This window comes from Actinosynnema sp. NPDC023658 (genome assembly GCF_040639995.1).
GTDB lineage: Bacteria > Actinomycetota > Actinomycetes > Mycobacteriales > Pseudonocardiaceae > Actinosynnema.
In genome coordinates this window covers 1-2689 of record NZ_JBFAAX010000769.1, presented here as the reverse complement: position 1 = coordinate 2689, position 2689 = coordinate 1, and the positions used below count along the sequence as shown (strand labels likewise).

Genomic DNA, 2689 nt, shown 5'->3' with positions numbered 1-2689 from the left:
CTCGGTGGCGCCGGACGGGTCCGTCACCGAGACCGGCAGGCCCGCCGCGTCGGTGGCGATGGTGGTCGTGCCGCCGAGCGCGTCGGTGATGGTGCGCGGTTCCCCGTGCTCGCCGTAGGTGTGGGTGGTCACCGCGCCGGACGGGTCGGTCTGCGTGAGCGTGTTGCCGCGGTCGTCGTAGGTGTAGCGCCAGCGCGCGCCGTCCGGGCCGACGACCTCTACGGGCAGCCGCAGGTGGTTGTACTCGGCGGTGACCGCGGTGCCGTCCGGGCGGTCGACGCGCACGGTGTCGCCGTCCCAGCCCAGCGAGTACCGGGTGGTGCGGCCGAGCGCGTCGGTGCGCGACAGCAGGCGGTGGAAGCGGTCGTACTCGGTCCGCTCGGAGTTGCCGAGCGGGTCGACCACCTCGGTGAGGTGGTCGTGCTCGTCGTAGTGGAAGACGGTGGCCTGGCCGAGGCTGTCGGTGACCGTGGTCCTGCGGCCCGCCGGGTCGTGGTCGAACGTCGCGGACAGGACGCCGCCGTCGCCCTCGCCCCGGACGACCCGGCCGTCCTCGCCGTAGGTGTAGCGGTAGCGGTAGCCCTCGCGGTCGACCCACCCGGTGACGCGGTCGGCTTCGTCGTGCTCGTAGTGGTAGGGCAGCCACGTCGTGTCGACGACGTCGACCATCCGGCCGCGCTCGTCGTAGCGGTACTGGACGAGCGCGCTGTTGTCCGTGCCGAGCCGGAGGGCGATGATGCGGGGACCGGCGTCGCCGTGCGCCGTGTCGACGGTGATGCGGTACCCGCCGGAGTGCGCGACGCCGGTGGGCAGGCCGTCCGCGTCGCGCTCGTAGTCGACGCGGTTGCCGTTGCGGTCGGTGAGGGCGGTGATCGGGCGGACGCGCGGGTCGGCCGGGTTGGGGCCGAAGTGGCGCACCCACCCGCTCTTGGGGTCCTCCACGCGGAAGCTGCCGGTCTCGCGGTCCCACGTCAACGGCCAACGCGCGCCGTCGTTGGGCATGCCGCGCAGGCCCGGTCGCTCGGGGCGTTCGTAGCGGAGGATCTGCGCGTCGTCGCCGAAGTAGCGGACGTGCCGCTCGTCGAGTTCGAGGCGTTGGTCCACGGTGGACGACCAGCCGGGGCCGTGCAGGCGACCACCCTGGTAGCCGGAGGCGTAGGCGCGCTGGAGGACCAGCGGCAGCAGGGCGGGCAGGTCGACGTCGACGGCGTTGGTGATCATCTGGCCGGACACCGCGTCGACCGGGTCGCCGCCCTTGCCGTCGCACCCGCCGTTGCCGTCCGAGCGCTGCCCGCTGCCGCCGTCGTTGCCGTTGCCGTCGGCCGGTTTGCCGTTGCCGCCCTCGGACTTGCCCGGACCGCGGCTGGTCGGCGTGCCGTCGCCGGGCGTGGTGCCGTCCGGTGTGGACGGACCGTCCGGCTTCGCGGTCGGCGCGTCCGGTGCGGTGGTCGGGCTCGTGGTGCCGGAAGGGCTCGTGGTGCCCGAAGGCGTCGTCGTCCCGGAAGGACTGGTGGTACCGGACGGGGTGGTGGTACCGGATGGACTCGTGGTGCCGGACGGGGTGGTGGTGCCGGACGGGTGGGTCGTGCCGGACGGGGTCGTGGTGCCCGGTCCGTCGGGTGTCCTGGGGGTCGGGCCCGCACCGTCGGCCTTGCGGCCCAGCTTGCCCAGCGCGGCCATGATCTCGTCCAGCTTGTCGACGACCGCGCGGATCCGGGGCGTGACGTTGCCGATCGTCCTGATCAGGTTGCGGATCAGGTCACCGATCTTCTTGACCACCCGGGAGATCGCGGTGATCGCCTGGCCCACGATGACCGGCGTCGCCAGGCCCAGCGTGGCCACCGCCTCCAGCGCCCACGCGATCAGCCGGCCGATCAGCTCCGCCACGATGTCGCGCACCAGCTCGCGGACCGCCGCCACGACCTCGCCCATGATCATCACACCGGCGGAGATGCCGCCCGCCAACGACCCCGCACCCGCCACCGCGTCAGCGACCTTGGCCGTGTGCGCCCGGTACGCGTCCGCCGCCGCCCCGGTCCAGCCCGCCGTGCCCGCCTGCGACTCGTTGGCGAAGTCCTGGGCGATCGCGGCGACCTCGCGGCCCACGTTGCCCCACGTGTCGCTGAACGAACAGATGACCGGTGGGTTGCCGGCCAGCCAGTCCAGCGCGTCCTTGAGCGGCTGCACGTGCTCGATCAGCCACGACACGCCGTAGGAGGCGAGCGTGCCGATCGGGTCCACGACCAGGCTCAGCACTTCGAGGCCGACACCGGCGGCCCCGAGACCGCCCGCTACCCAGTCACCGCTCGCGACGCCCTGCGCCAGGCCGTCCGCGGCCTCCAGGATGCCGATGCCGGTGACGGCGTTCGTCGTGTCCTGCGGCGCGGCGACCAGGTCCCCGGTCATCGGGGGCCGATCCCGTCGAACGCGGCGGCCTCGGAGGTCTCCCGGGCGCTGTAGTCACCGGCCGTCGCACGCACCCCGGTGGCCACCTCGGTCATCGTCTCCGCGGCCTTGGCCAGGGCGTCGACGCCCATCTGCTCGAACGGCTGGAGCAGCACCGCGAACGGTCGGCAGATCACCCCGTACGCCTCGTCGGACATGGTCACCTGGCGGGCCGCGTCCACCGCCGCCCGCAACCGGCCGGCCAGCGCGTCGACCTTCCCGGCGTGGACCTCCAGCTCACCGA

Annotated in this window: 2 protein-coding genes; both read right to left on the bottom strand. The window is 73.5% G+C overall.

Features of this window, described 5'->3' with window-relative positions; all coding sequences use genetic code 11:
- A partial coding sequence (locus tag AB0G02_RS34490; RefSeq protein WP_360802878.1) for a DUF6531 domain-containing protein occupies window positions 1-2406 on the bottom strand: 2406 nt, incomplete at its 3' end.
- Window positions 2403-2681, bottom strand: coding sequence for a type VII secretion target (locus AB0G02_RS34485; RefSeq protein ID WP_360802881.1), 279 nt, complete (start codon window positions 2679-2681; stop codon window positions 2403-2405). The genes AB0G02_RS34490 and AB0G02_RS34485, both read right to left, overlap by 4 nt.
- Window positions 2682-2689: the final 8 nt, after the last annotated feature.